This window comes from Peribacillus frigoritolerans (assembly GCF_040250305.1).
In the GTDB taxonomy this organism is placed as follows: Bacteria; Bacillota; Bacilli; order Bacillales; family DSM-1321; genus Peribacillus.
Map to the genome: position 1 here is coordinate 3,926,029 of NZ_CP158190.1, position 26,028 is coordinate 3,952,056.

The following is a 26,028-nucleotide window of genomic DNA, read 5'->3' on the forward strand; positions in this document are numbered from 1 at the left end:
CTATTTGGCTTAAACCAAATCGGATGGATGAGTAATCTTGGATTTCCCCTCTGAAAGTTTAAGAAAGCCCGCCGATTGGCGAGCCTTTTGTAAGTCAGAGGTTGTTTTCCTTATACTAATGACTAAAGTCTCCTGCAAAATGCTGGTTCATTTCCTATATAGTATAAATAAAGGGCCGGACCCCTTCATCACTATATAGCATACCATTATTAAAAATGACGCGGTATATAGTGTCTTGTAGAAGGAATCAGACCCTTTTGAGTCAGCCTCTGTTCAAAGATGCCAATTATGCTTCTTGTGCAACTGGATATACGCTTACTTTTTTACGGTCACGTCCGAAACGTTCGAATTTAACAACACCGTCTACTTTAGCGTATAGAGTATCGTCTCCACCACGGCCTACGTTCTCACCAGGATAGATTTTTGTTCCGCGTTGACGGTAAAGGATAGAACCACCAGATACGAATTGACCATCTGCACGTTTAGCGCCAAGACGCTTGGAGATTGAGTCACGTCCGTTCTTTGTAGAACCTACTCCTTTTTTCGAAGCGAAGAACTGAAGATTTAATCTTAACATTTGTTCCACCTCCTATTGGTTGAGGATAATTTTCATGTATTTACCATAATCACGTTCGATGGTTTGCAGCGATATGAGCATGCCGTTCAAAAGCAGCTGAACCTTCTCTTCCGATTCCGGCGAAAGATTCCCCGGAATGACGCAGCGAAGATAGCCGCCTTCTCTCCCTTGCTCAATCTCAGGCTCTACGTCCGTTAAGGACATGATTGCATTGACTGCCCCGAAGGAAACAGCCGATACACCTGCACAAACGATATCAGAACCTTTTTTAGCAAAATTAGCATGTCCGCTTAAGGTGAACGAAGCAATCCGTTCCTGCGGAGCATCAAATACAACTTTGATCATCTAGAATCAGCCCTCACGCGTTGATTGCTTCGATAACAACTTTAGTGTATGGTTGACGATGACCTTGTTTTTTACGATTGTTTTTCTTCGCTTTGTATTTGAAAACAGTGATTTTCTTTTGCTTACCTTGTTTTTCGACAGTACCTGTTACAGTAGCGCCTTCAACTAGTGGAGCACCGACTTTCACGTCTTCGCCACCTACGAATAAAACTTTGTCAAATGTAACAGTTTCGCCTGCTTCTGCGTTTAATTTTTCAATGTAAACCGCTTCGCCAGCTGCTACTTTAATTTGTTTACCGCCAGTTTCGATAATTGCGTACATACTTGCACCTCCTTAAATGTCTCAGACTCGCCAATCACAGGCGTTTTACCAGAAAGGCAAAAGCTTAAAACCTGATGTTGAGCGGTTGTAGCACGGGTGCTACAAACATAACATTAAAATCCTAACATGAAACAGGAAAGGCTGTCAATATATTTATAACAATTCCCGCCCTTCACTCGAAAGCCCGCCCGATTTCCTGAATGCTCCCGAAGCGCTTGATGGAGTAAGCATTCCTCGAACCTGGGATAAAAGACAGGAATATCTTTTTACCGATCAATTCCTCCAATGTCGGCCGATATGATTCCTTTTCACCAAGCAGCACGTCAGCCACCGCTTTACTGACCTCCACCCAGACCGCTTCATCATCCGTCTTCCTGTGTTCCAGCAGTTCACGCTCCAACCGGAAGGCCACCGTTTCAGGGCTCTCGATTTTACCGCTTCCACTGCAAACAGGGCAAGGCACCGTCGTCATTTCACTTAAAGACGGGGAGGTTCGCTTTCTCGTCATTTGTAAAATGCCCAGTTCCGTAAAACCGATGACCTGGATTCGCTTCTCATCCCTCACCGCTTCCTTTTTAACGATTTCGATGATTTCCTGTTCATGCCTGGACTGGTCCATATTGATGAAATCTATCAGGATGATTCCGCTGATATTCCTCAATCTCAGCTGACGGGCGACCTCTTTCGCCGCAGCCTGATTAACCGCAAACAATGTTGCTTCCTTCGCCACCTTGCCGGTGAACTTACCTGAATTGACATCGATTACGGTGAAAGCTTCCGTTTCTTCAAAAATTAAATATCCGCCATTCTCAAGCCAAACTATTTTCTTGGCCATTTTCTCAACTTGCGCTTCCACATTCCATTCGGAAAAAATGTTCTTTGTACCCGATGCATGGGATATTTCCCACTCCTTACGGTTTTCCTGTATCCACTTTTTCAACTCGCGATAGGCCTCGAAGTCATCGATGGCAAGTTCCCCGGTCGCCGTTCCCGACATTTCGGAAATGATCATATCAAGGTATTCGTCCCTCTTATAGAGAAGGGACGGGGCCTTGAGGGACGCAGCCTTAAGTTCAAGCCCTTTAAAGAGCTCCCGCAATCCATTTAACCTGTCAAGGAAGACCGATTCACTTTCGTTCTCCATCGAGGTGCGGACAATCAATCCCTCATCAGGATTTTTATGCTGCAAGGCAGTTTCGCGCCATTGCTTCTGAAGATCATTGTTTTTGAATTTCTTTGAAACACCAACATAATCTATTCCATGTATGTATACGAGGGAATCTGTCGAAAACTCGATCAGCCCAGTCAATTTAGCTCCTTTGGTGCCCGTTTCATCCCGCGTCACCTGAACTAGCAGCTTTTCTCCTTGACGGACAAATTGACCGATCGATGCTTTCCCATCACTTTTTTTTGTCAGCTGGAAAGAGGGAATCTCGTCACGGTGTAAAAAACCATTTTTCTCTGCACCATAATCAATGAAGACGGCATCCATGCCCGGTAACACCTTCGTCACCTTCCCAAGATAAATGTTACCGACCGTACTGCGCTTTTGAGGCGGCATGATTTCAAATTTACGTAAAACACCATTCTCAAGTACAGCCACTCTTTTTTCGCGTGAAGCTAGGTTCGCGATCATTTTTTTCATCAAAAAAAATCCTCTCCTCAATTTGAAGAAAGGATAACATATTTAATAAGAATATAATAGGTCGCCGATTTTCCCGTTTGTCATTTTCTCGGAAAAATAGGCATGAAGGATTTCCGTTTCATCCAACGAGCCGCTCTCTTTCCCGTTTTTCATGATGATCACGGGGTGTTTACAACCGCGTTGAAACATTTCCAGCACTTTATAAATCGGTTCTTGTGAATCCACCGAGATCGGCTTCAGTTTCGCCAAATCATTCGTATGCCCGTAATGGCGCTGCAAAAGAAAGCGGATGAACGCATAATACCTCTGCCGCCATTCCATGACGAGTGAGAGACTTATGAAAAAGATGATGAGCCAGATGTTCAAATTGAGCGGATCCAGAATGAGCCAGGTCAAAAAAGCAAGGAAAGCGAATACTGCAGAAAAGTGAAGTGTATGTTTCTGCGCTTCCAGAAAGGTGCAGTATAGGGAAACACCGATGAATAGCAGCCGTCCCCCGTCCAGGGGCCAAATTGGCAGCAGATTAAAAATCAGCAGCATAAGATTCATATACAAAAATGGCTGGTACAGCTCATATGGGATAATGGTAAAGAAATAGAGCAAAAAAGCTGCGCCAATGAGCCAAACATGTTGAAGCGGACCGGCAAGCACCACCGCCAAATCCTCCTTCAAACTCTTGTTTCCATATTCCTCAGTCTCGACAGCCCCGCCAAAAGGAAGCAGCTGGATTGACTTTATCCGCCATTTGAAGTGCTGGGCACAGACGGCATGCCCCATCTCATGTATGAAGACGATGAGCAACAGCATCATCACTTCAACGAAATGGGCTGTGAGGATGGCGATGCCAATGACAAACCACAATGTCGGATGCACCCTGATTTTAAACAGTAACTTCCCATATTCACTCAAAGGAAATCACCTTTTTAGGATCGACGAAAGCATCATTTTCTTTTATCGCTAAATAAAACCTGCCCATGGATCCATCTTCACTTAGTGTAACCTGTCCGACTTCATTGCCCTTTTTAACGAACTCATACAATTTCACATCAATTTCTTTCAGCTGCCCATACCAAGATTCACTTTTATTGGCATGCTGAATGACGACCGTCTTTCCGATCCCCTCCTTTTCACCGGCAAAAATGACTACCCCTTCATTAACGGCCTCGACCTTTGAGCCTTTGCTCGTTTCCAATATGATTCCCTCACCGTTCGTCTCGAAGTTTTGGGTAATCTTCGCAGAAGCTGGCATTGCATATTCTTCATTTGAATCAACAGTTTCCGTATTGGCTTCATTCGGTAAAAAAGCGATCGGTTTACCAAACGCACTTTCGTACCAATTGGAGATTGAAGCGAACTGAAATTCCTTGTTCATGTTCTCCGTGACAAAACTCCTGGCAGGGTCAAGCCGCACAGAAGGGTGTTTGAACATCACAGCGACAATCAGGAACAGGCATACACTGGCAAGGATTTTAAAGAAAAAATATTCTTTCTTGAAGAGCGGATGGTCTTTTTCGGAATACCCGTTATATGAATCAATCCCATATGGTTCCTCATTGTTGATCTCCGTCCAGCTACTGCTTCCTGCAGGTTTATCATTAAACTTGCGTCTCTTGGCGATACGATTGCGGATATCTTTCCTGCGATCATCCATTCCAGACTTCCCCCCCTGCTCATGTCAAAGCGCTATATTACAACGTATGAGCAACTTGTCCAGACTATTCTGCACTTCCCTGAAAATTTTTTTTCGATGAAAAATTCACCGAAACTTATGAATTCCCAAGGTGGTTCGGGCATCGATTCAGAAAATCGAATAATTGAGATTGATATTGTTCCCCGGAATTTGTTATAATAAAGTGGTTTTAACATTATTGAGGGGGAACATTTTTTTATGTCAATCGAAATAGGCAGCAAAGTACAAGGTAAAGTAACAGGTATCACTAATTTTGGAGCATTCGTAGAATTACCAGGAGGCTCAACAGGTCTTGTGCATATCAGTGAGGTAGCAGATAGCTATGTAAAAGACGTAAATGACCATCTTAAAGTAGGCGACCAAATTGAAGTAAAAGTGATTAGTGAGAAAGACGGAAAAACTGCCTTGTCCATCAAAAAGGCTATAGATAGACCCGAAGGGCAAACCTCTTCTTATACCAAACGCCCACCACGCCAAGGGGATAGCCGTTCTAAAGATTTTCGTTCAAAAGGTAATTTCCAACCAAAGGAAAATTTCGAAGATAAAATGGTGCGCTTTTTAAAGACTAGTGAAGAAAATTTATCGACTCTTAAACGCAGCACCGAATCAAAACGCGGCGGCAGAGGCGGAAGACGCGGATAACCCGCTGCATTTTTAGCATATAGATCAGGCAAGCCAGTATACGGCTTGCCTTTTTTATTTCACAAGAAGCATAAAAAAAGCGAGGGCATCAAATGCTCCCCGCTTCTTGACAAAAGAATATAGATTTACCGCACGCTGAAGAATTTTTTCAATTTGGACATGAAGCCCTTTGGTTCGCTGCCAATTGGAGTCAAGGGCACAGATTCACCAAGGATCCTTCTGGCGATGTTCCGATAGGCAAGTGAAACTCTATTGTCCGGATTATAGGCAATGGGTTCCTTTTTATTCGCTGCCACAATGACCTGGTCATCATCAGGAATGACGCCGATCAAATCAATCTTAAGAAAATCGGCAACTCCATCGATATCCATTTCTTCATCCTCATGAAGCAAATGGCCGCGGATCCGGTTGATGATCAATTGAGGCGGTTCAATATGCTCTTCTTTTTCAAGCAGGCCAATAATACGGTCAGCATCCCTGACAGCCGGTCTCTCTGCAGTCGTAACGATGATTGCCTTGTCTGCCCCAGCTATGGCATTCCTGAAGCCCTGTTCAATGCCTGCAGGGCAATCAATGATGACATAATCATAGTCAGGCTTCATATCGCTGATGAGTTTCCTCATCTGCTCTTCATTCACCACTGTTTTGTCACTATTTTGCGGAGCGGGAAGCAGATAAAGCAAATCCTCGAAATGTTTATCTTTTATAAGCGCCTGGTGTATCTTACAGCGCCCTTCGACCACATCGACCAAATCATAGATGATGCGATTCTCCAATCCCATGATCACATCCAAATTCCGAAGACCAATATCCGTATCAATCAAGCAAACCTTTTTGCCTAGAAGAGCTAAAGATGTTCCTAAATTGGCGGAGGTGGTCGTTTTCCCGACACCACCCTTACCGGATGTTATAACTATTGCCTCTCCCACGATTAGAGACCCCCTTCTAATCTATTTAAATTAGGTCTATATTTCTTTAAGACTTGCAATTTTTCTATTATGATATTTTGTTCTTCATCCATGAAGGCACATTCCAAGTCATGTCCCCATTTCGCATATTGGTCAGGAGATAAATTCACTTTTCCGGCAATGCGCAGCTGGGCAGGCTTCATGACAGAGGCAGCTATAATGGCCTCTTTATTCCCTTTATATCCGGCATGGGCTATTCCCTTTAGCTGTCCCATGATATATATGTTGCCACCCGCACGAACCGTTCCGTCGGGATTGACATCCCCTATCAGCAGTAAGTCCCCGGGAACTTCAAAAACCTGTCCCGACCTTATCACCTTGGTCACGGTCGTCACTTGGTTTTCATCTTTCCATCGTTTCGCTTCATCCTTCGTAAGGACATTCGAAATCATCTCATCTACGAAAAGCTTCTTCTTTTTATGGATGACCTCTTTAATCTTTTCTTCTTGTTGTTCATCAAGATAGCGGTTCCCTGTATGTACTTTTACGGAAATGGACGGGTCATTTTCTTGAAACTGATAGTTTGCCGAAAGCTTCACTTCTAACTCTTTCAATAATTCGGAAAATGAGCAAGAATCATCGAGATGAAGCATAAACCCGTCTTTTGTTCCCTTAATCATGACATTTTGCTGAATTCTTTTATTCATGACGTTTGTTTCACCTCAATGAAATATAATTCGACATAGGAAAACAAATTTCCTTTTTCTACGTACACGGAAAAGAGAAAATACATTTCCCACCTGCTTCTTAAGACACAGGAACGTTATTCCGTTTCTCCTTGCAAATCAAGTTTTTCAATCATTCTCTTTAAAGGGTAGCAGCTGATAATAATGAATGCGAGATTCAATAATAATGTCGGAATCAATCTCCGTTCCGCAAATTCACCAAATCCCATATCAGCAAAAGATAGTATGATATTCATTTGATAGATGACAACCTCTAAAACTGCCGTGAATAAAAGCGCAGTAAGACAGGCAATCAATATATTATTTTGCAGGATTTTCATGCATTTCGATATCAGATAGGCAAGAAAAGGCAGCAGGAACATGTAAGTCCCAAGGATTTCCGTATATACGACATCATAGGTCAACCCAAGAATCGCACCATAAAGCATACCCATTTTCCTTGAACCGAACATGGTCAGGAAAAAAACGAAAGCCATCATGAAATGGGGCACGAGGATTTTATCGGCCCCGAATGCATTTCCAGCGAACATCTGGGCGAAGATGCTTTCAAAAACAAAAAAAACCAAGGCTATAAAAGAAAGGATGAAATATCTCACTCAGCTTCATCCTCCCCTTCACTTTCTTTCGGTACACCGTCCACTTCGCGCTGAACGACCATGACATTATTAATATCATAAAAATCCGTGGAAGGTTCAATATATGCGGTCTGGTTCAATCCATATTGATCCACTTTGACATCGACAACTTTCCCGATCAGCAGACCTTTCGGAAAGATCCCTCCATAACCGGATGTGATGACCAATGAATTTTTCTTGATCTTTTTATCATATGGGATCCGTTTCATCAGCAAAAGGTTCTTCTTATCATCGAATCCTTCAATCAAGCCATATGCTTTATCATCACCTTGGACAATCGCTGAGACACGATTGGCTTTATCGATCGAGCTTAAAAGTTGAACCGAGGCCGTGAAATCCGTCGCTGATTTCACCTTACCGACTAACCCATTGGACGTGATGACAGCCATATTTTTTTCTACCCCATTACGCTTCCCTTTATTAATCGTCAGCATTTCATGCCAGCGGTCGGGATTACGTCCAATGACCGTCGCCTGAGTGGGCGAATACTTGCGCAGGTCATCTTCTTTTTTGAGGTTATCGCGAAGTTCTTCATTTTCTTCCTTTAAATCTTGGACTTGGGTTTTCAATAATACATATTCATCCAAGCGGGCTTTCAATTTTTTGTTTTCATCGTATGTATGTTGAAGGTCTTTTAAGCCCCCTACAAAACCTGTTATACCCGATACTGGCTTATTAAACACATTTCCGACCCAGCCTGTCGTATCTTTCAGGAATTGCTCCGGCCAAGTCAACTCTTCTCTCTCCCTTAATGAAAAACCGATCAATGCCACGAGAACGATAATACTAACGAGCAAGAGAAGGAGCTTTTTATTAAAAAACTGTGGCATGGTGATTACACCTCTATCTAAAATTTCTTAAAAATACACTATGGATTTAATTAAACAGCAAAACATAAGAAAAACCGGCTCAAAATTGCACCTTTTGTTGAGCCGGCCCTATTTGAGAAGTAATGCTTATCGCGAATCTCTTGATTTAGTCTTGAATAAATGAATGTGGTCCAGCGCTTTTCCCGTTCCGATTGCAACACAATCCAGCGGATTTTCAGCGATGATCACCGGCATTTGCGTTTCTTCACTGATGACTTTATCCAAATTGCGCAGCAAAGCGCCCCCGCCTGTCAGCACAATGCCTCTGTCCATGATGTCAGCCGCTAATTCAGGTGGTGTTTTCTCTAAAGTGTTTTTCACGGAATCCACAATTGCAGAAACTGTGTCGCTTAATGCTTTGGATATTTCCTCAGCTGTAATTTCGATCGTTTTCGGTAATCCAGTCAATAAGTCACGACCGCGAATTTCCATGTTTTCTACGCCTTCCGTATCCCCAGCAGAACCAATTTCCATTTTGATCGCTTCAGCAGTACGCTCACCGATCATCAAATTGTAGTTCTTACGGATGTAAACGATAATGGCATCATCCATTTCGTCACCGGCGATACGGATCGATTGGCTTGTAACGATTCCGCCAAGGGAAATGATTGCCACTTCCGTCGTTCCTCCGCCGATATCAACGACCATGCTCCCTGTAGGCTCCCAAACAGGAAGGTCCGCACCGATCGCTGCTGCAAACGGTTCTTCGATTGGATATGCGTCACGGGCTCCAGCTTGTCTAGCTGCATCGATGACTGCACGCTGCTCAACTGCCGTAATTCCAGAAGGCACACAAATCATGACATATGGCTTGTTGCCGAATACGCCCTTCTTTTGAGCTTCCTTCATATAGTACTTCATCATGGTAGCCGTCGTTTCATAATCGGCAATTACTCCATCCTTCATCGGGCGGAGGGCAACCACGTTACCAGGTGTACGGCCGATCATGTTTTTCGCATCGTTTCCGACTGCAACGATTTGCTTTGTATCTGTTTGCACAGCTACAACCGATGGTTCACGTACTGCGATACCTTTTCCTTTCACATAGACAAGCGTATTCGCCGTTCCTAAGTCAATCCCTATATCTCTAGCGCCAATTCCAAACATTATGGTATCTCCCTTTCGTAAACAAAAATGCCTTTTTATAAGTTCAATAAATAATTTGTCGTTTTTTGACAATAAGAGTTTTGAAAAAGTTTCCTCTTTTAAAAATCATAAACAATATTATATCGTATCGTCAAAAATTTTGATAGTGTCATAAATAACCTTTTTCCTTCAAACTAACATATTTATGTTCCCCGATGATGATATGGTCCAATACTTCAATCCCGATTATTTTACCACATTCGACTAACCTTTTCGTCACTTCAATATCTTCTCTGCTGGGAGAGGGGTCTCCGGAGGGGTGGTTATGAAGACAGATGATAGAGGCAGCGGACCTTTTGAAAGCCTCTTTGAAGACCTCGCGCGGATGCACGATCGAGGCATTGAGGCTGCCGATGAATACCGTAGTTTTTTGAAGCACTTGATTTTTCGTATTTAAATAGAGACAGACGAAATGTTCCTGTGATAAAAAGCGCATTTCTTCCATGCAATAATTGGCTCCATCTTCAGGAGATCTAATTACATAACGGTCTTGATCATTTAAATTGTTAATTCTCCTGCCAAGTTCGACAGAGGCCAGGATTTGAATCGCTTTTGCTTCACCAATCCCTTTAATCACGGTCAGTTCTTCCACTGAGGCTTCTTTTAGCAGGCGCAGGCCCTTGAAGGAATTGATGAGCCTGCCGGATAATTGCAGGACGGATTCTTCCCTTGATCCCGTCCTCAATAGCAGAGCGAGCAATTCCTGATTGGAGAGACTCTGCGGTCCGTCCTGCAGAAACCTTTCGCGCGGTCTCTCCTCTTTCGGGTAATCCCGTATTAACATTTTTTCGCTCAAAAGATCAACCCTTCCTTAGAAAAGGAAAGATGCCAGAGGAAATCGATCAGTCTAACTCTTCCTGCATCGCTTTAAGTTCCCGGGCCAGTCTCGAGACAGGAAGCCCGACAACTGAGAAATAGTCCCCTTTGATTCGTTCGACAAGAAGAGATCCGTATCCTTGAATCCCGTAGCCGCCAGCTTTGTCAAAAGGTTCCCCGCTATCCAGATAACGTTCGATTTCAGCCTCTGGCAGCTCCCAAAATGTAACTTCCGTTTTTTCTGCGAATACTCTGCGATGCTTGCCGAATAGAATGGCGACACCTGTGTATACTTCATGTGTCCGTCCCGATAACATTTCCAGCATTCTTTTTCCATCCGCACGGCTTGTCGGCTTACCCAATATCTCACCATCAAGGACAACAACGGTATCCGAGCCGATTACCCAGCTTTCCTGAAATTTTGCCGCGATGGCTTCCGCTTTACGGGAAGCCAGTTCTTTCACCGCTCCATCAGGACACATGTTTTCATCAATACTTTCATCGACATTGGAATTCATGCTTTCAAAGGGGATTTGAAGAAATTGTAGAAGTTCTTTACGACGTGGTGATGAAGAAGCTAAAATCAATGGCTGCATAATATAAAAGTCACCTTTCTTTACATAGGGAGATACATATCTATCCTATCAAATAATGGTGCAATCCACAATTATTGTTTACTAGGAATCGACAAATGCCTGTAAGTATTTCCCGGAAAATAAAAAAGGTGTCACAGATGGTTTCATATTGGGGAGCTTGTCCCATTAGGCAGCCCCCCTTTTTTCTTTACTTAACTCGATATGTTTTGGTAATTCAATAAAAAATTCAGAAGACTTTCTTGAGCCTGGAATAGCTTTTCTTCATTTTTGGAAGTCTCATATTCATCAATCGACTTTGCCGCAGCAGTCAGGTCATCGTTCATCTTTGAAAACGCTGGCGATAATTTCCCCGCCTTCAGTTCATCCATGTTTTTTTTCAGGGTTTCTTCGTTTACCGTCCCTGCCTTTCCACGAAGCTTTGTTGCGGATGTTTCTGCCAAAGAAGCATATACTGCCTTCATCTTGTCGAGAGTTTTCTCTTCTTCTTGGCTTGTCCCGGCCGCTTCAAAATTGATTTCCTTCCAATATACGTCCACATCATATGACTTTAAGTACAAGGCCAGCTCTTTACTTGCAGCTAGACTCTCTGCCGATCCCAAGAATAGATAATAGCTGTCTTCCAATTTGAAGATTTCAGCAGGAACCTGCTTTTCAATGATTTTCTTTTGTATTTGCCTTGCCGCATCCTCGCTGCTGAATACTCCACCCTGTACAAGGAATGTCTTCAGCTGGTTTCCTGGTTCAGTCACTGCCGCTTTTTTATCTTCAACAGTGGCTTCCGTTGGAACCGGGGGCTCGACCGAAGATACTTCGGCTTTTTCCTTTGTAATCGTTTTAACGGCGATCAAGCCAAGAATCGACCCAAAAAAAACAGCACAAATGACAGCGATCATGAATGTCTTGATCGGTCTTTTATCAGAACTTTTCAGCGAACTGGTACCAAAACCGATGAGCTTCGGCATTTTCTTCTTTGGCGGTGTGGGAACCAATACGATTTTGTTTTCATTTGAATCCTCAGGGAGTATCCATTCGAAACTCTCATCTGTGTGTTCCTGTTCCTGCTCCTTACTCGCCGCCTCTTGACTTTCAATCTTTTTATCGGCAAATACTTTTTCTTCCCCATTTATTTTAATCGTTACACCCTTGCTTTGTTCCGGCTTGCCCAATTTTTTTCCTCCCCTCCAGATCATTTTTTTCATCCTAACATAGAGGTAAAAAAAAATAACAAGACTTTTGTCGTCTTGTCATTAATAGGTTTCGTCAAATTTCCCTATTCATAAATGGGTAACGAAAATAGACTTACAGGTACTGGTACTTCTGGTTCATGAACCATTCAATATCACCTCTCACCAATTACATATATCACTCTTTCGTGTCAGCTTCACTTGCAGCCAATTGGGGATAGTTCCCTACTGAGCTATTGTTCAGGTGATTTTTGACAAATTCCTCTTGAATTAGGATGGTTCTATAAGCTCATCTTAAAAAAGTTACATACCAATGTAAAAGGGAATCGCCCCAAAAATAAGCAGTCAATGTCCCAAAAACGATATACGGTCCGAAAGGAATAAGTGTTTTCTTTTTAAGGATTCCGGTCAGCAATCCGATGATGCCAAGCAATGCCCCATAAAAGCACGCAAAAAGAAACGATAACAGCACCATCTTCATTCCCAGTACAAAGCCAATCACTGCAAACAGCTTGATATCACCGCCACCCATGCCACCCTGACTCACTACTGCGATTAATAACAGCAGGCTAAAGCCAACCACGGCCCCGACAATTGACCCCCACCAGGGCGACAGCGGAAATGAGACTCTTAAAACGATAAAAATCACCGTAAAGAAAAGCAGTATTTTATCGGGTATGAGCATATAGGCGACATCAGTCACGAAGATGATCATAAATAATGAAATCAATGTCAAGCCAACCAAGAGTTCGCTCGACCAGCCAAGGAATATCGGAGCAGAGGTAAACAAAACACCGGTCAGCATTTCCACGGCCGGATAAAGGGGGGAAATCCTTGCTTTACAGCCCCGGCATTTACCGACTTGCAACATATAAGAAATAACCGGTATCAACTCGAAGAATGTCAATGTACGCCCGCAAGAAGGGCAGGCGGAGCGACGATTCGCAAATGAATGACCTGCTGGAACACTTAAACCGACAACGTTAAAGAATGAGCCTAAAATTAAGCCCAATACGAAGAGATAGATATGGATAGCCATCATTTATACAAAGTGCATGAGGATTCGATTGCCTTTCTTTGAAACCCTGATATAAAAGTCCCTTCCGCTATGTAATCATCACTGGGGTTCTTCATGATTATTCATTCCTCCCGTCATTTCATTAAGTAGATCCTACTATTCATCAATCATGTAGAATCAATATATAAACATATTTTAACAAATATACTTGGTGATTTGTTATCAATCACTCTATTGGAGTTTTTTCTTTTCAAGAGGCTCTTTAACAAGAGAAAAGGACCTTCGAAAAGGTCCTTTCAGACTGTAGACAAACTCGATGAAAATCGATTTTGTCTACAGTTTTTTTTGGCTTGTACAAATTTGGACGTTGATTGGAACGTAGGGCACTCGCTTTCCGCGGGCGGTCCGGGAGCCTCCTCGGCGCACTTGCGCCTGTGGGGTCTCCCTTGGACTCGCTATTCCCGCAGGAGTCTCGCCCCTTCCGTTCCAATCAACTATGTTTAAAATTTTAGATGGAACTCCTTTTGCCTATAGACTTTTTTGTTTTAAAATAGAACTATTAAAACTTGAGGTGATGAGGATGCTTTCGAAACATAATTCTATTCAGCGAGACCAACTTGAAATGATTACTTTAGATCAACTGGTGCCCGCGAATCATTTGGTTCGTAAAATTGAGGCTGCCATTGACTTCACTTTCATTTATGATTTGGTGAAAGATATATATTCAGAGATAGGAAGCCCAAGTATTGATCCAGTTATATTGACCAAACTGACTTTCATTCAATTTACCCTCGGTATTCGTTCAATGCATAAAGCAATTGAAGAAGTTGAAACAAATATGGCTTACCGTTGGTTCTTAGGCTGTGGTTTCCATTATAAAGTGCCTCATTACGGTAATGCACATCACTTTAGGCATTTCCCCTGATTAGGAACTCCCTCACAAGTGAAAGGAAATGAAGCGACCCTGTGATGACAAGAATCTCTTTTTCCCCTGTTTTCCTTCTGCCTTCCGTTATCGCCGCCTGCCAATCCTTGTTTATACGTTTATTTGGATGACTGCATTTTTCATAAAGCGTTTTCGCATCCGCCGCCCGTTCATGGTCGAATTCGGTAATGATGATTTCCATCGCTTCCGTTTCCAGTCCATGAAGCATCTCGGAATAATTTTTATCTTTAAATGAACTGAATACGAATCGGTACTTATAGTCGGGGTAATGCACTTTTAGCGTTTTCTTCAGCACGTCGATGCCGGCAGGATTATGTGCACCATCGATGATCACCAACGGCTCATCCGATATTTTTTCAAAGCGGCCATCCCATTTCGCTTCGCCTATTCCTTTAAGGATGCTTTTTTCATCGATATTTTCCATTCCTAATGTGACAGCAGCAATGGCCAATGCCGCATTCTCCATTTGATGACGCCCTAACATCCGCATTTCCACATTATCGATGGACCTGTCGGCAAGCGAAAATGAGAAACTTTGCCCTCGTTCACTTTGCTTTATATTCCCTATATGAAAGTCTTTACCTAATTTGTAATAAGGTACGCCTAATGATGACGCTTTTTCTTCAATTACTTTTGCTGGCTCCCCAGCTATGACTCCGCTGATGATCGGCGCCCCGCTTTTAATGATGCCCGCCTTCTCAAAAGCAATTTCCCCAAGTGTGTTACCCAGGATGTTCGTATGTTCCAGAGAAATCGAGGTAATGATCGAAAGAAACGGCTGGATGACATTCGTTGTATCGAGCCTGCCTCCCAAACCGGTTTCCATCAAAACCAAATCCACTTCCTTTTTGCTAAAATAAGAAAATGCCACCGCAGTCAAAATTTCGAACTGAGTAGGACCGTCCCCTTTACTGTCCATCTCTTGGATAATCGGCCAAAGCTCCCGGAAGACAGCGATAAAATCCTTATCACTGATTTCATCTTCATTAATCTTGAGCTGTTCATTCATCCGTATTAAATAAGGTGATGTGAAGGAAGCGACCCGAATCCCTTGGGCAAGCAGGATTTCTTTAATATATTGCAGTGTTGATCCTTTCCCGTTAGATCCTGCAATGTGAATATACTTTAGCCCCTTGTGCGGGTCACCTAATTCAGTTAACAATGCTTCCATCCGTGATAGGCCAAAATTCATGCCCAATTGAACTTGGCGCCGTTCAAAAAAATGATTGATTTCTTTCATGGTTGTTACCATTATCGTTGTGCCTCCTCTTTCTTTATACCGCTCTAATGCGTTAAGATTATTTTATCAATATATGATCGATTAACCTAGATGAAAGGTAGTGTTTTACCATGAAACCTTCAGATTTCCACTGTTGGATTGTCGTTAACGGCTATTTACAGCATGATAAGTTTTCCAGTTTAGCTTTGTTCATTAAAGAGGCGGCTGAAAGGAAAGATATCACGGCAACCCTTATCCGTAATTCAGATCTCATTCCCATAATCGAAAAAGGAGTGCCACTGCTTAAAGGAGCTTTTGATAAGCTTCCTGATTTTGTTCTGTTCATGGATAAAGACATTCATTTGGCACGCCATTTGGAATTGCTCGGCATCCCCGTTTATAACAGTAGTAAAGCGATCGATATTTGCGACAGCAAAGCAAAAACACATCAAGCATTGACCGGGCATGGCATACCGATGCCGAAAACCTTATTTCCCCCTTTTACGTACGAAGGGATTGAAAGGGTCAATATGGATGCTTTTATACAAATCGGCAATGAACTTGGGTATCCACTTATCGTTAAGGAAGCATACGGTTCTTTTGGGGAACAAGTATATTTGATCCAAACAGAGGATGAGTTACTAAAGACAATCCGTAATCTTGGCCACAAACCATTTATACTCCAGGAATTCATCGAGCACAGTAAAGGTCGGGATATTCGTGTGAATGTCGTGGGCAATCAAATCATAGCAGCGATGCAACGCCATTCGGAGCAAGACTTCCGAGCTAATATGACTGCCGGAGGGCAGGCTGCTCCATATATACCCACCAGTGAAGAAGCACAACTTGCCATCCGATGTGCGCAAATTCTGGGTGCCGACTTCGCTGGCGTCGATTTGTTGTTCGGTGAAGAAGGTCCGCTTTTGTGCGAAGTGAATTCGAATTCGCATTTGCTGAATATTTATGAATGTACAGGCATCAACATCGCTGATAGCATGTTCGATTATATCTTGAAAGAATTAGGAAAAGGAAGTGCATCTGATGAAAAAACAAGCAGGCTGGTTGATTTATAACCGTGAGGATGCCTTAAAAAACAAAGGATACATAGATTGGATGCTTGACGAAGCCAGTAAGCTTGATCTTGATTTACACTTTCACTTTCGGGAAGACCTTAGGATCGGTCATCGTTTCAACGAGTTGTACGTGGAACATGAGACGCAGCCAATTTCATTGCCAGACTTCGCTATCGTCCGGACCATCGATCCTTTTTTTACAAAGCAACTTGAGCAACTGGGGATTGCTTGCTTTAACTCCTCCTTCGTATCGGAAATCGCGAATGACAAAGCAAAGACGCATCAATATTTGTCCTCGCTTGGGATTCCAATGGCCGATACCGTATATTGTAACGGAAGGCCGAGTGCCGATGACATGGAGTTCCCTTTCATTGCTAAAGAAACAAGTGGACGCGGCGGGAAACAAGTATATCTAATACAACATGCCGATGATCTTGCCGAACTGAATGATGGAAATTGGATAGTCCAAAAACCTGGCTTATTCGGTAAAGATATCCGAGTATTTGTAATTGGAAAAAAAGTGAAGGCTGCTGTACTTAGGGAATCCGCTTCAAGTTTCAAGGCAAATTATACGCTGGGCGGAACGGCTTCACTATATGAGCTATCTGCAGCTGAATTAGCCCTTGTTGAAAGAGTAATGAGGTCGTTTGATTTCGGCCTGGTCGGTATCGATTTCATATTTGCCGAAGATGGCAGCCTCATGCTTAACGAAATCGAGGATGTCGTCGGCAGCCGGACATTGAGTGCACTAAGTGATATGAATATCGTATCGGAGTACCTTACATTCATAAAAGAAAGAATATCCTCCTAACGAAATACAAAAAAGGATGAACCGGCATAAGCTGGTTCATCCTTTTGTTTTACAGTTGTTTCAGTTCGCTAATCCTGTGGATTACAGAGTCGCGTTTTTCGCTATAGTCTTTTTCCTTGGCACGTTCTTCTTCGATGACGCTTGCCGGCGCCTTTTTGACGAAGCCCTCGTTGCCTAATTTTTTCTGTACGCGCTCAACTTCTTTATTAAGTTTGTCGAGTTCTTTTTCAAGACGTTTCACTTCTTCGTCGATATTGATCAGTCCTGTAAGCGGAAGGATCAGTTCTACGCCAGTTACGACAGCTGTCATCGCTTGAGCAGGTTCCTCGACTTCGATTCCGATCGTCAATTGTTCAGGATTACAGAAACGCTCGATATAGCTGCTGTTTTTCTGTAACGTCTCTAAGATTGACTCATCTTTCGCTTTTAAAATCAAATTGATTTTTTTGCTTAGCGGTGTGTTCACCTCAGCACGGATATTACGGACGGAGCGGATGATTTCAACAAGCAGCTTCATTTCCTCGGCTGCAGCTGTATCTGTCAATCCTTCATTCACTTCCGGCCAAGCGGCAACAGTGATGGACTCACCTTGATGCGGAAGGTTCTGCCAGATTTCTTCGGTAATGAAAGGCATGAACGGGTGTAACAATCTCATCGTGTTATCCAGTACATAAGCCAAGATCGAGCGCGTCGTTTTCTTCGCTGCTTCGTCTTCGCCATATAACGGAAGCTTCGCCATTTCAATATACCAGTCACAGAAGTCATCCCAAATGAAGTTGTATAGTACACGGCCCACTTCACCAAACTCATAACGGTCCGCAAGTCTGGTTACGTTGGAAATCGTTTCATTCAAGCGCGTCAAGATCCATTTATCGGCTACAGACTTCTCACCGCTTAAATCGATTTCGTCATAAGCCATGCCATTCATGTTCATCAAAGCAAAACGGGATGCGTTCCAAATCTTATTGGAGAAGTTCCAGACCGCTTCCACTTTTTCCGTGCTGTAACGAAGATCCTGTCCTGGCGAGCTGCCAGTAGACAAGAAGTAACGCAGTGAATCGGCACCGTATTGATCGATTACATCCATCGGATCGACACCATTGCCAAGCGATTTACTCATCTTGCGCCCCTGTTCGTCACGAACGAGACCGTGGATCAGCACATCTTCAAATGGTCGTTCACCCGTGAACTCAAGAGCTTGGAAAATCATCCGCGATACCCAGAAGAAAATGATATCATAGCCTGTCACAAGTGCCCCTGTTGGATAGTAACGTTGGAAATCGACACTGTCCTTATCAGGCCAGCCCATAGTCGAGAACGGCCATAATGCCGAGCTGAACCATGTATCCAGAACATCCGTATCTTGTTCCCAGTTTTCAGCGTCCGCAGGCTCTTCGTGACCTACATACACTTCACCTGTTTCTTTATGGTACCAGGCTGGAATGCGGTGACCCCACCAAAGCTGACGGGAAATGCACCAGTCGCGGATATTTTCCATCCAATGCAGGTACGTTTTTTCGAAACGATCCGGTACGAAATGAACTTTTTCCTCATCGGATCCTTTTTGAAGCTCAACGGATGCATCAGCCAGCGGCTGCATTTTAACGAACCATTGCGTCGAAAGATATGGTTCAACAACAGCACCGCTTCTCTCTGAATGGCCGACTGAGTGAAGGTGATCTTCGATTTTGAAGAGTACTCCTTCTTCCTGAAGGTCTTTGACGATTTGTTTACGGCATTCAAACCGGTCCATGCCTTCATATTTACCAGCCTTTTCATTCATCGAGCCATCTTCATGCATGACAAGGATGCGCTCCAAATCGTGACGGTTCCCGATTTCGAAATCATTCGGGTCATGAGCCGGAGTAATTTTGACCGCGCCTGAACCGAATTCCATATCGACATAATCATCACCGACAATCGGGATTTCCCGGCCTGTAATTGGCAAGCGGACCATTTTGCCGATCAAGTGTTTATAACGGTCATCTTCAGGATGTACAGCAACAGCAGTATCACCAAGCATCGTTTCTGGACGGGTAGTGGCAATTTCAATTTCACCTGATCCGTCAACCAACGGATATTTCATATGGTAAAATGCGCCCTGCACATCTTTGTAAATAACCTCGATATCGGATAACGCCGTTTTCGTCGATGGATCCCAGTTGATGATGTATTCGCCGCGATAAATCAAGCCCTTGTTATAAAGCGAAACGAACACTTCGCGCACAGCTTTTGAAAGCCCCTCATCAAGAGTGAAGCGTTCACGTGTATAATCAAGTCCAAGACCCAGCTTTGACCATTGTTCACGGATATGGCTCGCATATTCCTCTTTCCATTTCCATGTCTCTTCTACGAATTTTTCACGTCCTAGGTCATAACGGCTCACGCCTTCCGCACGAAGTTTCTGTTCTACTTTCGCTTGAGTGGCGATACCGGCATGGTCCATGCCCGGCAACCATAAAACATCATAGCCCTGCATTCTTTTCATGCGTGTCAAAATATCTTGAAGTGTCGTATCCCAAGCGTGGCCAAGATGAAGCTTACCTGTCACGTTAGGCGGCGGGATGACAATCGTATATGGTTCTTTTTTATCATCACCCGTCGTTTCGAAAAACTTTCCATCAAGCCACCATTTGTAGCGGCCTTTCTCTATCGTCTGCGGATCATATTTAGTCGGCATAGAAATTTGATTTTCTTCCATATCATTTCCTCCTTTTTAGGCATAAAAAAAACTTCCATCATCATAAAAGGACGAAGGAAGTTGTTCGCGGTGCCACCTTTTTTCCGAAAAAGAAAAAACTTTTTCGGCTCTCAAATCGGATAACGGCTCTTCACCGGCATTCGCTACTAAGAGGTTCACGAAGACTGCTCACGGACGACTTCGGATGCTGCTGCCTGGAAACCTCGCACCAATTTGGTTTCCTCTCTGAAAAGTGCATATCATCTTACTATTTCCGGTCTTTGCATTGATTTATATTCATATGTAAATTCATTGAATGCATATAGTATATAGTACAAAAAATATGGGGCTCCAGTCAATCATCTTTTCGCTTACTTTCCCAGGAATCATCCCATTTGATACATTCAAGGTCGTTTTCTTTATTTTATCCTCCAGGAACAGTAAATGTGATGGTTTATCACCTTTTCCACTGCCCACCCATATTATATAAGAAGTCCTAAAAAGGAAGGTAATAATATGAAGCGAAGATATACTCCCTATACTTTACCGCCTTGGATGAAGAAATTCCGCGGTGTCTGCCAGCAGTTCATCGTCCCCTTTATCGTATTCCAAGGATTACGCACACTGATTTTTCCGACTTTCTTCGATATGCTCCTGCTAATCGCATTTATTTTCCTGGCCATGTCTTTATATTTCGAATGGATTTAATTATTCCCTTACAGCAAAAAAAATATACATGACTGGAGATGATCCAATCATGTATATTTAGCTTGGAGGTGATTGTTCTTCTTTGGCAGCCTCTGCAGCAGCTTTTTTCTGCTGTTCGATCTCTTCGATTTTCATCACCATATATTCAATATTTTTCAGAAGCCAAAATTGCCGCTGCAGTTGAGTAACATTATCAAGCTCTGAACGATGGACCCTGCCATCGGAATAACTCTTCACTAATTCCAAAGCTGATCCAGGGAATGCCAGATAACTTTGCATGAGCAGCAATTCTTCTTCCTTCAACGGAAAATAACGAAAATAGTTATATAGCCAGTCAACGCAGTCATCGCATTGGACAGGATAGGTCCTGGCCGATTTAACGAGAAATGGCAGTAAATCGAAATGCGGCGGAGCCGTATTCGAATTCTCAAAATTGATGAAGTAGCCATACCCTCGCTCATCATAAACGAAATGCTTCAAAGAAACCTTTCCGTGCGTGACCACGGTTCGAACCTTTTCACTTTCCTTCGTTTTTTCATACCAGGTTTCAAACTTCTTGATCGAATACTTCAGCGCCTGTGAAATATCAGTGTAGAAAGAACAAACCGTCATTTCGAATGGAGACATATACCACTTCTTTTCACAGCTGACAATATACTCATCCATAAAGTCCTTCTCGTTATTCCAGACATCAAGCGTCCGCTCATAATGGGCTTCCCTTTCCTCAATATCCACTTGTATTTCCTTAACGGAAAGTGTATGCATCCGAGCAAGCTCCCTGAACATTTGCTTATGTTTTTCATCGCGCTCCCCGTCCCCCTCATTATTGAGCCAGGGCATCAGGTAATACAAACGGCCATTATGCAGAACGGCGTAACGCTGATCCATCGTTTGATAAATCGGAACGATCCGATTATAGCCGCGATGGTATAGTTTTTGAACATTTTTGATAAAATCAATGCCGTTCTGGGGTAACATCGATTTCAAGGCAAATGTACCGCGATCACTGTATACTTTTTTCACACGCCCGAAGTCCTCGATATATTGTACATACATGGCATATTCCTTCAATACGGTTTCCGTGTCCCGATTCCGATTGGCAGGCTGCTGATTCTCGTTTTCCCTCACGAGACTCACTCACTTTCTCTAAAAAACTAAAGATTCTCCAGCACCTAAAAAACAGGAGCAGACCATATGCTCTGCTCTCTGTCCCGATCAATTCTTATATGCAACCGCCTTCGGTATATAGATGACTTGCCCTTCATGAACGTTTTGATTCGACTCCAATTCATTGCTGAAAAGTATCGATTGAACCGTAACATCATATCGTTGAGCCAAATCATCAAGCGTTTCCCCTTGCTGAACAATGCAAACTTTCATCCTTACCAGTTCTTCTTCCTGTTTCCGTCCGAATAAATCCATGATGGAAGGCTGCTTCTCACCATGATCGGCCGTTTCTTTATCATCACGTTCCGCGGCTTGTTTCCTGCCTTTGAAATTCTTAACCTCCTTAGCCGGAGGCGCGGGTCTTTCCCTCTTTTTGAATAGATCGCTTAAGGACGAATTGGATTCCTCTTCCTGCTCCACCTTTACATGTTCATTTAGAATAGGACCCGCTGCAACGCCATCTTCCTCCTGCCGTATGACATCCTCGGTTTCTTTGGAAACAGGGCTATTTTGATGATTGGCTGCTTGACTTGGCTCTTCTACTACTTCTTCTACTTCTTCTTCTACTTCTTCTTTCAATGTCACTCTAGGAATCTCTATCTTCTCCACTGGATCCTGCCTGCTTGGTTCTTCCTCCAGTTTCCCCTCTTCCATGGAAGGTACCTTATCCGTTGGGTCAGACGGATCTCCAATAACTTCTTCCTCTACAGCTTCAGCTTCTTCCTGTCTATGCACTTCCGTTTCCCACTCCTCCTCTTCAGGATATGGTGAAACGGGAATTTCAAAAACTGGGGCACTATGCTGATCGCTTAAATAAATCGGTTCCTCTTCTTCTTCTTCATTTACTTCAGAAACTCGTTTTGACTCTGCAGAAAAGGGCGCGTATAACTCTTCTTCCTCCTCATCACGGAAAACAGGCTGAAAGTCCGGGATCGGCGGCACTGCTGCCGCATAAGGAATATACGACTCATTTTCCCCATCCGTTTCTTCTTGTTCCTCTGTTTCCCCAACTTCCTGCTCCGTATCGAACCGTTCTTCGACATATGAATCATTATAGATTCCGGTTATCAAAAGATCCGCCTGCAATTTCAAACAGTTATGCTCTGGCAGGGCATAATCAAAGCTTTGAATCGAGACATCGACCTCATCCAATGAGGCAATCCGATTATTCGGAATCGTTATGTCAACCGGAAAACGGTGTGTGAACTCATTTAGTCCATTGAGATGCCTCTCGACCTTTTGAACCGCTTTTGGCAAAAAGGTCTGCGAAAACTCCTCTTCTTCACCATTTTGCGAGTCTTTATATTCACCGCTTAAATCCAACGAGCCTCGTATAAAAACATATTGATCACTTTCTTGAATCGTCACATTTGGATCAAGCGAAATGGAATATAGCTCAGCCACTTCCTGTCCCTTCTGGAACCAAACGGATTCCTCTAAAGAAAATCGTAAATACGATTCATTTTCTTGCGACAAAAACAACTCCTCCTTTCAGCTTCAGGAAACGGTACCTATACCAATATCAATCTATGAAGGAAGGAAGATGATTATTCCTTAATTTCATATGCCACACTCGAGACCTTATATTTCCTGAACCTTTTAAAAAGAAGGGATTCAAATTTTTCAGGCTAAATTGTATCAATCGGCCTGAAACCATTTTATTTCGGCCTATCTCTATTTTAATTCGTCCTACCACTCAATAGTTTCAACCTATCTCCATATTAATTCGACCTTTCGCCATTTATTTCGACCTATCTCCATTTTAATTCGACCTTTCGCCATTTATTTCGACCTAGCACCATATTAATTCGACCTTCAACATTTAATTCGACCTTCCACGTACTGATTGAATTCAAAAAAACTGGCTGCCTTTCTCCAAAAGTTTTTGGAAAATGGTAGCCAGTTCAAATTTATCATTATTCAATATATCGGTAGTTCATGAAGCCTTGCATCATTTTTTTAATTTTGCAAAAGCCTGTTCTGCCGCTGTAATGGTCTTTTCGATATCTTCATCACTATGTGCAGTGGAAAGAAATAAACCTTCAAACTGTGACGGCGGCAAGTAGATGCCTTGATTCGCCATTTCCCTATAGTAAGAAGCAAAGAACTCTAAATCGGATGTTTTTGCTGTATCATAGTTTACGACTTCTTCATTCGTAAAGAAAAGTCCAATCATGGAACCGGCACGGTTGAATGTATGGGGAACTCCGTACTTTTCCGCTGCTTCCCCAATACCTTTTTCGAGCATGTCCCCTTTTCGGGTGAACTCATCATAAGATTCTGGAGTCAATTGGCTCAGCGTTTCAAGGCCGGCCGTCATGGCAAGAGGGTTACCCGACAATGTTCCCGCTTGATAGATTGTCCCACTCGGGGCAATTTGTTCCATGAATTCTCGCTTGCCTCCGAATGCTCCTACAGGCAAGCCGCCGCCAATAACTTTCCCAAGGCAAGTCAGGTCAGGTACGATGTCAAAATAGCCTTGTGCACAATTATAGCCGACACGGAACCCTGTCATAACTTCGTCAAAGATCAATAGAGCCCCGTATTGGGTCGTCACTTCACGTAAGCCTTCGAGGAAACCAGGTTGTGGCGGAACCACACCCATGTTCCCTGCAACAGGTTCTACGATGATACAGGCAATGTCTTCGCCAAATTGTTCAAATGCGTATTTGGTCGCAGCTAGATCATTATATGCTACGGTAATCGTATTTTTTGCGATGCCTTCCGGTACTCCCGGGCTATCCGGTAAACCTAATGTCGCAACGCCGGAACCCGCCTTGATCAGCAAGGAATCGCCATGGCCATGATAGGAGCCTTCGAATTTCAGGATTTTATCACGGCCTGTAATGCCTCGTGCCAGCCTTAGTGCACTCATCGTCGCTTCGGTACCTGAAGATACCATACGGATCATTTCAATCGAAGGCACTCGTTCAATAACCAACTTGGCCAGTTCATTCTCAATCAGCGTCGAGGCTCCAAAGCTTGTACCTGACTCCGCTACCTTTTTCAATGATTCCACGACACGGTCATTCGTGTGACCCAGGATAAGCGGTCCCCATGAAAGAACATAGTCGATATATTCATTTCCATCGATATCATACATTTTTGAGCCTTTTCCACGCTCCATGAATATGGGGTCCATGTCCACAGATTTGAAGGCGCGCACCGGGCTGTTCACGCCGCCTGGCATCAAATTTTTTGCTTCGGCAAACGCTTTTTTCGATTTTTCATATGACCGCATGATTCAATCCCCTTTTTCCATTACAGGTTATATTTTTTATATCATTGATTATCTTTGATTATCTTCGTTTATCCAGCGTGCTACCTCTTTTGAAAAATACGTAATGATCAAGTCGGAACCTGCGCGTTTCAAGCCTGTCAGCATTTCCATCACTATCGCTTTTTCATCAATCCAGCCATTTTGGGCAGCTGCCTTAACCATTGAATATTCACCGCTGACATTATAGGAAACAATAGGAAGATTAAAGTTATTCTTAACGTCCCTGATGATGTCCATGTAGGAAAGGGCCGGTTTCACAATTAGGAAGTCCGCACCTTCAACAACATCGGATTCAGCTTCACGGAATGCTTCAAGGCGATTGGCGGGATCCATTTGGTAAGTTTTCCTGTCGCCGAATTGTGGCGCACCATTTGCGGCATCACGGAATGGGCCGTAAAAAGCCGAAGCATATTTCACCGCATAGGACATGATCGGAATATCTTCATAACCCGCTTCATCCAGACCTGCACGGATGGCCGCAACGAAACCGTCCATCATGTTGGAAGGTGCAATGATATCGGCGCCGGCCTCTGCCTGGCTGATTGCCGTTTTGGCAAGAAGGTCAAGTGAAGCGTCATTGAGGATTTTTTCCCCTTCCACGACCCCGCAATGGCCATGGCTTGTATACTCACATAGGCAGGTATCCGCTATGACAATAACATCAGGATATTGTTTTTTAATAAAACGGGTTGCCTCTTGCACAAGTCCGTTATGGTGAAATGCCCCTGTGCCCTGTTCGTCTTTATCATGATCGAAAGGGACACCGAATAAAATGACTGATTTAATGCCCAGACTCACGACTTCATCCATTTCGGCCCCCAGATTATCCATGGATAGCTGATGGATACCTGGCATGGAGTTGATCTCATTTTTCACATTTTCTCCGTCGATGACGAAGATCGGATAGATCAAATCCTCTTTATGCAATTGTGTTTCACGGACTAAAGCCCTCATGCCAGCACTTGCACGCAAGCGACGGTGGCGATTGAATGGAATGTTTTTCAT

Annotated in this window: 25 protein-coding genes, 1 pseudogene and 2 other annotated features; of the genes and pseudogenes, 5 read left to right on the forward strand and 21 right to left on the reverse strand. The window is 43.3% G+C overall.

The genetic code is table 11. The features are described from left to right. Positions 1-286: 286 nt before the first annotated feature. The 6 genes from rpmA to ABOA58_RS19250 form a co-directional block, all read right to left on the reverse strand. Positions 287-577, reverse strand: coding sequence for a 50S ribosomal protein L27 (gene rpmA / locus ABOA58_RS19225; RefSeq protein ID WP_061143474.1), 291 nt, complete (start codon positions 575-577; stop codon positions 287-289). Between the two features lie 12 nt (positions 578-589). Then, positions 590-922 (reverse strand): ribosomal-processing cysteine protease Prp, encoded by a 333-nt coding sequence (locus ABOA58_RS19230; protein ID WP_101222784.1) that lies wholly within the window; start codon positions 920-922, stop codon positions 590-592. Between the two features lie 13 nt (positions 923-935). Continuing rightward, positions 936-1,244, reverse strand: a complete 309-nt coding sequence (rplU, locus tag ABOA58_RS19235) for a 50S ribosomal protein L21 (protein ID WP_034308849.1) — start codon at positions 1,242-1,244, stop codon at positions 936-938. A gap of 13 nt (positions 1,245-1,257) precedes the next feature. Continuing rightward, positions 1,258-1,341 (reverse strand) — a sequence feature (ribosomal protein L21 leader region). Positions 1,342-1,416: 75 nt separating this feature from the next. Beyond that, a complete protein-coding gene (locus ABOA58_RS19240) occupies positions 1,417-2,889 on the reverse strand; it encodes an Rne/Rng family ribonuclease (RefSeq protein WP_350302914.1) in 1,473 nt (490 codons plus the stop codon). 42 nt (positions 2,890-2,931) lie between these two features. Next, positions 2,932-3,798, reverse strand: a complete 867-nt coding sequence (locus ABOA58_RS19245) for a M50 family metallopeptidase (RefSeq protein ID WP_101222786.1) — start codon at positions 3,796-3,798, stop codon at positions 2,932-2,934. Continuing rightward, entirely contained in the window at positions 3,791-4,540 is a 750-nt protein-coding gene (locus ABOA58_RS19250) for a M23 family metallopeptidase (protein WP_350299612.1), read from the reverse strand. Before ABOA58_RS19250 ends, ABOA58_RS19245 begins: the two co-directional genes overlap by 8 nt. A gap of 237 nt (positions 4,541-4,777) precedes the next feature. Here ABOA58_RS19250 and ABOA58_RS19255 point away from each other — a divergent pair, with 237 nt between their 5' ends. Next, positions 4,778-5,221 (forward strand): S1 domain-containing RNA-binding protein, encoded by a 444-nt coding sequence (locus tag ABOA58_RS19255; RefSeq protein WP_034308861.1) that lies wholly within the window; start codon positions 4,778-4,780, stop codon positions 5,219-5,221. A gap of 125 nt (positions 5,222-5,346) precedes the next feature. On the opposite strand, the gene minD is transcribed toward ABOA58_RS19255, so the two are convergent. The 9 genes from minD to ABOA58_RS19300 form a co-directional block, all read right to left on the reverse strand. Then, positions 5,347-6,150, reverse strand: coding sequence for a septum site-determining protein MinD (minD, locus tag ABOA58_RS19260; protein WP_034308862.1), 804 nt, complete (start codon positions 6,148-6,150; stop codon positions 5,347-5,349). A gap of 2 nt (positions 6,151-6,152) precedes the next feature. Then, entirely contained in the window at positions 6,153-6,836 is a 684-nt protein-coding gene (gene minC / locus ABOA58_RS19265) for a septum site-determining protein MinC (RefSeq protein WP_350299613.1), read from the reverse strand. 116 nt (positions 6,837-6,952) lie between these two features. Beyond that, complete coding sequence (gene mreD / locus ABOA58_RS19270) at positions 6,953-7,471, reverse strand: rod shape-determining protein MreD (RefSeq protein ID WP_350299614.1); 519 nt, start codon at positions 7,469-7,471, stop codon at positions 6,953-6,955. Next, entirely contained in the window at positions 7,468-8,340 is an 873-nt protein-coding gene (mreC, locus tag ABOA58_RS19275) for a rod shape-determining protein MreC (RefSeq protein ID WP_034308869.1), read from the reverse strand. Before mreC ends, mreD begins: the two co-directional genes overlap by 4 nt. Before the next feature lie 126 nt (positions 8,341-8,466). After that, a complete protein-coding gene (locus ABOA58_RS19280) occupies positions 8,467-9,486 on the reverse strand; it encodes a rod shape-determining protein (RefSeq protein ID WP_034308871.1) in 1,020 nt (339 codons plus the stop codon). A gap of 148 nt (positions 9,487-9,634) precedes the next feature. After that, complete coding sequence (gene radC, locus ABOA58_RS19285) at positions 9,635-10,309, reverse strand: RadC family protein (RefSeq protein WP_053537324.1); 675 nt, start codon at positions 10,307-10,309, stop codon at positions 9,635-9,637. Positions 10,310-10,367: 58 nt separating this feature from the next. Next, positions 10,368-10,937 carry a Maf family protein gene (locus tag ABOA58_RS19290; protein ID WP_350299615.1) on the reverse strand — a complete coding sequence of 190 codons (570 nt, stop codon included), beginning with the start codon at positions 10,935-10,937 and terminating at the stop codon, positions 10,368-10,370. A 191-nt stretch (positions 10,938-11,128) separates the two neighbouring features. Next, entirely contained in the window at positions 11,129-12,103 is a 975-nt protein-coding gene (locus tag ABOA58_RS19295) for a hypothetical protein (protein ID WP_350299616.1), read from the reverse strand. Between the two features lie 307 nt (positions 12,104-12,410). Then, the gene (locus ABOA58_RS19300; RefSeq protein WP_350299617.1) at positions 12,411-13,163 is read right to left on the reverse strand and encodes a prepilin peptidase; all 753 of its coding nucleotides are present in this window, start codon (positions 13,161-13,163) and stop codon (positions 12,411-12,413) included. Between the two features lie 556 nt (positions 13,164-13,719). On the opposite strand from ABOA58_RS19300, the pseudogene ABOA58_RS19305 reads away from it, so the two are divergent. Next, positions 13,720-14,031: pseudogene (locus tag ABOA58_RS19305) on the forward strand (transposase); the annotation flags it as partial. Positions 14,032-14,047: 16 nt separating this feature from the next. Here the strand turns inward: ABOA58_RS19305 and ABOA58_RS19310 are convergent. After that, a complete protein-coding gene (locus ABOA58_RS19310; protein WP_350299618.1) occupies positions 14,048-15,337 on the reverse strand; it encodes a bifunctional folylpolyglutamate synthase/dihydrofolate synthase in 1,290 nt (429 codons plus the stop codon). A 98-nt stretch (positions 15,338-15,435) separates the two neighbouring features. Here ABOA58_RS19310 and ABOA58_RS19315 point away from each other — a divergent pair, with 98 nt between their 5' ends. Both ABOA58_RS19315 and ABOA58_RS19320 read left to right on the forward strand, forming a co-directional pair. Then, complete coding sequence (locus tag ABOA58_RS19315) at positions 15,436-16,377, forward strand: ATP-grasp domain-containing protein (RefSeq protein ID WP_350299619.1); 942 nt, start codon at positions 15,436-15,438, stop codon at positions 16,375-16,377. Then, positions 16,346-17,188, forward strand: coding sequence for an ATP-grasp domain-containing protein (locus ABOA58_RS19320; protein WP_350299620.1), 843 nt, complete (start codon positions 16,346-16,348; stop codon positions 17,186-17,188). Before ABOA58_RS19315 ends, ABOA58_RS19320 begins: the two co-directional genes overlap by 32 nt. Positions 17,189-17,237: 49 nt before the next feature. Here ABOA58_RS19320 and ABOA58_RS19325 read toward each other — a convergent pair whose 3' ends face one another. Beyond that, entirely contained in the window at positions 17,238-19,889 is a 2,652-nt protein-coding gene (locus tag ABOA58_RS19325) for a valine--tRNA ligase (RefSeq protein WP_350299621.1), read from the reverse strand. Positions 19,890-19,932: 43 nt separating this feature from the next. Next, positions 19,933-20,159 (reverse strand) — a binding site (T-box leader). Between the two features lie 225 nt (positions 20,160-20,384). On the opposite strand from ABOA58_RS19325, the gene ABOA58_RS19330 reads away from it, so the two are divergent. Further along, complete coding sequence (locus ABOA58_RS19330; RefSeq protein ID WP_101222799.1) at positions 20,385-20,576, forward strand: hypothetical protein; 192 nt, start codon at positions 20,385-20,387, stop codon at positions 20,574-20,576. Positions 20,577-20,633: 57 nt separating this feature from the next. Here ABOA58_RS19330 and ysxE read toward each other — a convergent pair whose 3' ends face one another. The 4 genes from ysxE to hemB form a co-directional block, all read right to left on the reverse strand. After that, positions 20,634-21,704 (reverse strand): spore coat protein YsxE, encoded by a 1,071-nt coding sequence (gene ysxE / locus ABOA58_RS19335; protein WP_350299622.1) that lies wholly within the window; start codon positions 21,702-21,704, stop codon positions 20,634-20,636. A gap of 87 nt (positions 21,705-21,791) precedes the next feature. Next, the gene (locus ABOA58_RS19340) at positions 21,792-23,219 is read right to left on the reverse strand and encodes a LysM peptidoglycan-binding domain-containing protein (protein ID WP_350299623.1); all 1,428 of its coding nucleotides are present in this window, start codon (positions 23,217-23,219) and stop codon (positions 21,792-21,794) included. A 475-nt stretch (positions 23,220-23,694) separates the two neighbouring features. Further along, positions 23,695-24,984, reverse strand: coding sequence for a glutamate-1-semialdehyde 2,1-aminomutase (gene hemL / locus ABOA58_RS19345; RefSeq protein ID WP_350299624.1), 1,290 nt, complete (start codon positions 24,982-24,984; stop codon positions 23,695-23,697). Positions 24,985-25,032: 48 nt separating this feature from the next. Beyond that, positions 25,033-26,028, reverse strand: a complete 996-nt coding sequence (gene hemB, locus ABOA58_RS19350) for a porphobilinogen synthase (protein WP_350299625.1) — start codon at positions 26,026-26,028, stop codon at positions 25,033-25,035.